This window comes from Moraxella oblonga NBRC 102422 (assembly GCF_001598275.1).
GTDB classification, from domain to species: domain Bacteria; phylum Pseudomonadota; class Gammaproteobacteria; order Pseudomonadales; family Moraxellaceae; genus Moraxella; species Moraxella oblonga.
Genome location: NZ_BCYQ01000064.1, coordinates 1 through 7,080 on the forward strand (window position 1 = coordinate 1; position 7,080 = coordinate 7,080).

Sequence of the window (7,080 nt, forward strand, 5' to 3'; positions counted from 1 at the left end):
GTTTGGTTAAAAAAATTGAAAAAAGTTGTAGGGGGTTGATTTTTTTGGGTTTTTATAATTTTTAGGCTTTAACTCATCTGTGTCGTTGGAATGTCCAGGATTGGGTTAAAAAATACTTGCATTGTCAATACGGTTTAGTATAATACAAGTGTGCTAAGCATGTATAGCCCACTCAATCTTTTATCAACTCTAATAAGGATTTTTTATGAGCCAAAAAATTTCTCCCACTTTTGTGTACAACACCCTAAGCCTAGCCCTACTCACCGCCCTGACCGCCCCCTATGCCCACGCTGATACGGTTACGGTGGTGGAAAAGAAGGATTTGGGTACTTTAAAGGCAGATAACAGTAGCAATTCAGAAGTCTATGCCCTAAGCTCAGATGGCAAAGTGGCAGGGGGCGAGGCAGAATATGATAATGGTAATAGTGATAGAGCCATCATTTGGTCAGGGGAGAATTGGGCGGCCAAGACGGATTTGGGTACTTTAAGGGCGGATAACAGTGGCAGGTCAATAGTCAGAGCCCTAAGTGGCGATGGCAAAGTGGCAGGGGGCTGGGCAGGTGATGATAATGACAAACAAAGAGCTACCCTGTGGCGACTGGACTATACCGCCAGTACGCCCACGCCCCCTGTTACGCCAACACCGTCCACCCCACCCGTAACAGTTACCCCACCACCAACCACACCCATTACCCCTACTTTGCCAGTAGTAACGCCCCCTACGCCAACCCCACCTGTGGTGACGCCCACCACCCCTGTCGTGGTTAGTCGTATTGATGTGGAAAATACCGCCAAAACCATTGCACAGCTTGGCGAGGATAGTTTTGCTCTGATGGGTATGCAGTCGCACGCCCTTGACCGTTTGCAGTATGCGTGTAATGTGCGTGATGGGCAACTTAATGGGTTTTGTTTTGGATTACAAGAGGATATAAGTATCAGCAAAGCCCACGATGATAGACGCTTATCAGATACTGGACTTGGGGTCAATGTCGGCTATGGGTTTGGTAATGGGGTATCCGTTGGGCTGTCGCTTGACCATTCTGCTCATCGTAAATTGCCAAGCAGTTTTAAACACGATGGCGATGATGTGGGTGTGGGGGCTGTGGTGCGTTACCAATCGCCCAATGGGTATTTTGGTGAGATTTCTGGGGCGTATGATGATTATAGTGCCACCATTACTCGCCCAACCCTTGCCAATACTGAAATTGGGGTGAATGAAGCCACCATCAAAGGCAAAAGCTATGGGGCAAAAGTAGGTAAGGCTTTTGGTACTGATGACAAACAACTCAAAGCCTATGTAGGGGTTAAACATACTGACATTAGCCGTGATGCCTATCGTGAGAATGAGCAGAGTGCTTTTCCGATTTCTTATGGGAAAATGCAGTACAAACAAACTTTTGCCATCGCAGGGGTCAAAACGCACATTGCGATGACCGATAAACTGTCTTGGGTATCTGATGTGGGGGCAAGCCAAAAAATATCAGGCGATGACCCAGCCTATACCGCAAGCCTAACAGGGGTAGAACAGCACAACTTCTCCCACAAAGTAAGCCCTGCCAAAACACAAGGGCATATCGCCACAGGGTTAAGTTATCAAGTCGCTCCACAAAGCCATGTAGAAATCCTGCCCTATGTCAATAAAAATGCCAACGGCGAGCATGGGGGTGGGGCATTGCTCCGTATTGAAAGTACTTTTTAAATGCCTAAAAGCCAACCAAATGGTTGGCTTTTTTTAGATGTTGGTTGGGTATGTTTATTGGTTTGGTGGGTTTTTCCCATGGGATTTTGACATTTTTGCTTGAATGGTCGTCCAAAATCCAGACAAAGCATAAATCACTCCAATCACTAAAAGCCCCAAAGGAATGTCATTAAGAACAATACTCATGACAAGCAGACCAAACAACAGTCCGACAAAGGGAACTTTTTGGCGGTCAAATTCTTTAAAACTGTAATATTTGATGTTGCTCACCATAAGTAACCCACAAATGACCGTCCATACCGCCAAAATCAGGGCAAGTGTCTGGGGGCTGACGTTGGCATGGTCTTTGGCAACCATCACACTTGATGTGATGAGTATGGCTGCCAGAGGGCTTGCGACACCGATAAAATATCGTTTATCTACCGTGCCAATTTGTACATTAAAGCGAGCAAGACGAAAAGACGCACACGCACTAAATATAAACGCACAAGCAAGTCCAATCCGCCCAAGCTCATGTAGGGCAAAATGATAAACCAGTACCGCAGGGGCAAGCCCAAAGGCAACACAATCAGCAAGGCTATCTAACTGCTCTCCAAAAGGGCTTTGAGCATTTAGCATTCTGGCGGCACGACCGTCCATGCCGTCCAAAAATGCCGACACAAACACCGCAAGGCACGCTTTGTCAAATCGCCCTTCACTACTGGCAACAATGGAAAAAAATGCCGATAACATGGACGCTGTCGTGATGAGATTTGGCACAAGGTACACGCCACGACTGACTTTTTTTTGATCACCAAGTTGCTCAGCCTCAATTACTTCAAAAGTAATGCCATCATAATCATCGGGGTCTTTTGGGGTTTGGGTTGTCATAGTTTTTTTATTTTTTATCAAAAAGTTATTCGCCCACAAGCCATTTGACCACCGCCATTTCATCAAGGCTCATGGCAGGGGCATTGGCAGGTTTTAAAATGGGTGCAAGCGTTTGTAAAATTTGTTTGGCATACTCATCAAACTGCCAAGGTGGATTGATGATGTGCAATCCTGTACCATTCATACCTACCGCCACGTCATTGGGATATAAATTTAGCTCACAGATAAGCTGACGGCGGATTTCAGTGCGTTTCATTTTTTTATAAAATAGCTCTACCGCTTCAATATTTTTAATGGGATACCACAGTACAAAAGTACCTGTGGCAAATTTTTTGTGGCTTGCCACAAGCAAATCTACCAAACGACTAAAATCCTTGTGTTCTTGCTCAAAAGGTGGGTCAAGCAAAATGATGCCACGCTTTTCTTTGGGGGGCAAAACCGCAGGCACGCCCTCAAAAGCATTCCTATGATGAATGCCAATGGGAAGCTGGTAAAGCTGATAATTTAGAGCATCGTATTCGTCCGCCACCGCCTCAAAAGCTTCGGCACGCAAGGGAGCGTTTTGACTGTGATTCACAGCGTGATTGGCAATCCACCAAGGCGACCCTGGATAGACGTGTTTGTCGTAGGTTTTTCTAGCAGTATCAAGGTCAAGTAAATACTGGGCAATGGCTTTGGGCGGTGTACCCAAGTTGGCACTTTCTAAGGCACGAATGCCTTTATCCGCCTCGCCTGTTTTAACCGCTTCATCGCTTTGAAGTGAATATAACCCACGTCCACCATAAGCATCAAGCACATAAAATGGCTTGGCTTTGGCACTAAACTGGGTGAGTAATTGTAATAACAAAATATGTTTGGCAACATCAGCAAAATTGCCAGCGTGGTAGGCGTGTTTATAATTCATGACGTAAAATGCGTGTAATTTTGAATGACTTATGGTAGCATAGTTAGCGGTTTTTGGCTATTTTTTATTTTTAAGATTAAAGCACATGACAACTTTTAAAACCGATTGGCACACCCTGATTGACCCCCAACTTGATGATTTTGTCAAAACTGGCACAATGGTGCTTGATGATGTATTTGACAAAAACGACCTAATTACCTTACAAAATGAAAGTGGATTTATTGATTATAAAGAAGCCAAACTGACACACGGTGAGCGAGAGAGTGCCATTCGTGGCGACAGCATTCGCTGGATTGACGAAGGTTGTCCTACTGGCATGACATATTTGAGAGCGATTGATGAGCTGGGGCGGTATTTTAACGCCACGCTATATACAGGCATTCGTTCTAGCGAGGCTCATTACGCCTGTTATCCTGCGGGCTTTGGCTACAAGTGGCACTCAGACAACCCCAAAGGGCGAGACGAACGGGTGATTTCGGCGGTGTTTTATCTCAATGACAACTGGGGCGAAACAGATGGCGGACAAATCACGGTCGTCAATAAACAAGGCGACACTGTACAACTACTGCCCAAATTAAACCGCCTTGTGATTTTTGATAGCAATCTGTTACACCAAGTAGAAATTACCAATCGCAGACGTTTTTCCATTGCCACTTGGCTTAGACGAGATGAGAAACTACTGTAAGGGATAACATGGACAAATTAGAAAAAATTCAAGGTTCATTACTGGGGCTGGCGATTGGCGATGCGGTTGGCACAACGGTAGAATTTAAACGCAAAGACAGCTTTGACCCCATTACCGACATGGTGGGCGGTGGTGTGTTTGGACTTAAAAAAGGACAATGGACGGACGACACTTCGATGGCGTTGTGTCTTGCCGATAGCCTTGTGGCGTGTGATGGCTTTGACCCCAAAGACCAAATGGCTCGCTATTTGCGGTGGTATGACATGGGCGAAAACTCGGTCACAGGTAAATGCTTTGACATTGGGTCAGCAACACGGCAAGCCTTAGAACATTTTAAAGAAACAGGCGAGGCTTATGCAGGGAGCAGGGACAAATATTCATCAGGCAATGGCTCACTCATGCGACTTGCCCCCATACCTATCTTTTATCACGATGATTTACAAAAATGCGTAGAATATGCCGTCCTAAGTTCCAAAACCACCCATGCCAGTCCCGACTGTCTGTCTGCTTGTGCTTATTTTGGCGAAGTTTTGTATCACGCCCTAAATGGCGAAACAGATAAGGACAAACTTTTAACCCCCACCAACAATTATGATTTTTCCCCAAAAGTGCAAGCGGTCATCGATGGTAGTTTTAAGCACAAAAGCCGTAATGAGATTTTTGGCACAGGCTATGTGGTTGATAGTTTAGAAACCGCTCTTTGGGCGTTTTATCACAGTGATAATTTTAAGGACGCAATTTTAATGGCGACCAATCTAGGCGATGATGCCGACACCACTTCCGCCATTACAGGGCAGATTGCAGGGGCGTATTATGGACTGTCTGGCATTCCTGAAAGTTGGGTCAATGAGGTGTATTGGCGTGAGCATATTTTGACTTTGGCAAATAAATTGGCTCAACTTGATTAAGCTGTGCTATAATGTACTTCCATAAAGCACACAGCAGGCACACAAAGGACACTTATGCAAGCCACCGAACGCATTAGCCTAAGAACCACGCCCCAAGCCAAAGCCGTCATTGAAAAAGCGAGCGAGCTGATGGGCGTGAGCATGAGCCATTTTATCTTGACAACGATGTATGAAAAATCGCTCACACTTATCCAAGATAGCCACAAGGTATCACAAATGAGCGATGTTTGGGAATTATCCGAAAAGGATAGCGAACTTGTCAAAACCTTATTGGACAATCCACCCAAAGCCAATGATGAATTAAACAAGCTATTGGCATTAAGCCGTGATGTGGCAGATTTGACATGAGATTTGAAAGGCTTGCCAAACATCATGACAGGCAAAATTTTGATTGCGGACAAGATGATATTAATACTTATCTTAAAAACTTTGCCAATCAACACGCCAAGAAAAACATCGCCAAAATTCACAGTTTGATTGATGAAAATAACCCTAATCAAATCATCGGGTTTTATAGCTTGTCCAATACCGAACTTATTATGAAAATCAAAGGCTATCCCAATAAAATTCCTGCGATTTTGATTGGGAAACTTGGCGTGGATAAAAGATTTCAAGGGCAAGGATTTTCCAAAATCTTATTATCCCACGCCTTAAATAAAATCAAAGTATTAAGTCTTGATACGGGCATTGCTTTTGTGATTATTGATGCCAAAACCGATGAATTGGCAAATTATTATCAGCGTTTTGGATTTTTACCAACCGATATTCCTTATCGCTTAATTATGGCGACAGATACCATTTAAATTAGGAACAATAATGACCCCCACCCTATCTTTATCCACCGCCCTATTGCAACAGCCGTCCATTACTCCCAATGATTTTGAATGCCAAAATATATTGGCAGAGTTTTTGGGGAAACTGGGCTTTGAGTGCGAATTTATGTATTTTGGCGACCCCAATGACAACGGCAAAAACGCCCAAGTGAAAAACCTATATGCCAAAAAAAGAGGGAGCGACCCCACCGCACCACATTTGTGTTTTGCAGGGCATACCGATGTTGTGCCTGTGGGCAATGAGAGTTTGTGGACTTATCCGCCTTTTTCGGCGACTGTGGCGAAGGGCTTCTTGTGGGGGCGTGGGGCAAGCGACATGAAGACAGCGATTGCCTCATTTTGTGTGGCAGTACAAAACTTCATCACAAAAAACCCAAATCACAAAGGCGACATTTCCCTACTCATCACCGCAGACGAAGAAGGCGTGGCGATTAATGGCACCGAAAAAGTCGTCAAGACTCTGGCAGAGCGTGGTGAGCGTATGGACTATTGCTTGGTGGGTGAACCATCTAGCACAGCAACGCTTGGTGATGTCATCAAAAACGGTCGGCGTGGCTCATTAAATGGCAAGCTCACTGTCACAGGCAAACAAGGGCACATCGCCTATCCACATTTGGCGGTCAATCCAGTCCACGAAGTGTCGCAAGCATTGGCAGAGCTTGTGGCGACCACTTGGGATAATGGCAATGACTATTTTCCCGCCACCAGTATGCAAATTAGCAATATCAACGGTGGTACAGGGGCGAGTAATGTCATTCCCAACAGCGTAGAAATGCTATTCAATTTTCGCTTTTGCACCGAAAACACCGCCGAAAGTCTAAAAGCCAAAACCCATGCCATTTTTGATAAGCACTTTAAAAACAGCAAGGCAACTTATCAAATTGAGTGGAGTTTGTCAGGCGAGCCATTTTTGACCCCCAAAGGCAACTTTGTCGATGCAGTGGTGTCCGCCATTGACGAAATTACAGGCACAAAGGCAGAGCTTTCTACAAGCGGTGGTACGTCAGACGGTCGCTTTATTGCCCCCATCATGAACGCCCAAGTAGTTGAGCTTGGCGTGCTAAACGACACCATTCATCAGATTGATGAACGTGTGGCGGTAGATGATTTGGAAAATCTGACACTGATTTATGAACAAATTTTACATAAACTCATCGCTTGATGTTCTTATTTTTATTTTT

8 protein-coding genes are annotated in these 7,080 nt (G+C 44.8%); 6 read left to right on the plus strand and 2 right to left on the minus strand.

Translation table 11 applies throughout. The annotated features are described in order from the left end of the window. Positions 1 to 205: 205 nt before the first annotated feature. Entirely contained in the window at positions 206 to 1,699 is a 1,494-nt protein-coding gene (locus MOB01S_RS11510; protein WP_066805597.1) for an autotransporter domain-containing protein, read from the plus strand. Positions 1,700 to 1,753: 54 nt separating this feature from the next. Here MOB01S_RS11510 and pssA read toward each other — a convergent pair whose 3' ends face one another. Together pssA and MOB01S_RS11520 are read right to left on the minus strand one after the other, a co-directional pair. After that, positions 1,754 to 2,569, minus strand: a complete 816-nt coding sequence (gene pssA, locus MOB01S_RS11515) for a CDP-diacylglycerol--serine O-phosphatidyltransferase (protein ID WP_066805619.1) — start codon at positions 2,567 to 2,569, stop codon at positions 1,754 to 1,756. 25 nt (positions 2,570 to 2,594) lie between these two features. Next, positions 2,595 to 3,473 (minus strand): 23S rRNA (adenine(2030)-N(6))-methyltransferase RlmJ, encoded by an 879-nt coding sequence (locus tag MOB01S_RS11520; protein WP_066805599.1) that lies wholly within the window; start codon positions 3,471 to 3,473, stop codon positions 2,595 to 2,597. Between the two features lie 85 nt (positions 3,474 to 3,558). Here MOB01S_RS11520 and MOB01S_RS11525 point away from each other — a divergent pair, with 85 nt between their 5' ends. Genes MOB01S_RS11525 through dapE form a run of 5 tightly spaced genes read left to right on the plus strand, consistent with a single transcriptional unit; the run spans position 3,559 to position 7,061 of the window. After that, positions 3,559 to 4,158 (plus strand): 2OG-Fe(II) oxygenase, encoded by a 600-nt coding sequence (locus tag MOB01S_RS11525; RefSeq protein WP_066805602.1) that lies wholly within the window; start codon positions 3,559 to 3,561, stop codon positions 4,156 to 4,158. Between the two features lie 8 nt (positions 4,159 to 4,166). Further along, positions 4,167 to 5,066 (plus strand): ADP-ribosylglycohydrolase family protein, encoded by a 900-nt coding sequence (locus tag MOB01S_RS11530; protein ID WP_066805606.1) that lies wholly within the window; start codon positions 4,167 to 4,169, stop codon positions 5,064 to 5,066. A gap of 54 nt (positions 5,067 to 5,120) precedes the next feature. Then, positions 5,121 to 5,414 carry a type II toxin-antitoxin system TacA family antitoxin gene (locus MOB01S_RS11535; RefSeq protein ID WP_066805609.1) on the plus strand — a complete coding sequence of 98 codons (294 nt, stop codon included), beginning with the start codon at positions 5,121 to 5,123 and terminating at the stop codon, positions 5,412 to 5,414. Beyond that, a complete protein-coding gene (locus MOB01S_RS11540) occupies positions 5,411 to 5,869 on the plus strand; it encodes a GNAT family N-acetyltransferase (RefSeq protein WP_066805612.1) in 459 nt (152 codons plus the stop codon). The genes MOB01S_RS11535 and MOB01S_RS11540 overlap by 4 nt, the downstream gene beginning before the upstream one ends. A 13-nt stretch (positions 5,870 to 5,882) precedes the next feature. Beyond that, positions 5,883 to 7,061 carry a succinyl-diaminopimelate desuccinylase gene (dapE, locus tag MOB01S_RS11545; RefSeq protein WP_066805616.1) on the plus strand — a complete coding sequence of 393 codons (1,179 nt, stop codon included), beginning with the start codon at positions 5,883 to 5,885 and terminating at the stop codon, positions 7,059 to 7,061. The last annotated feature ends 19 nt before the right edge of the window (positions 7,062 to 7,080 follow it).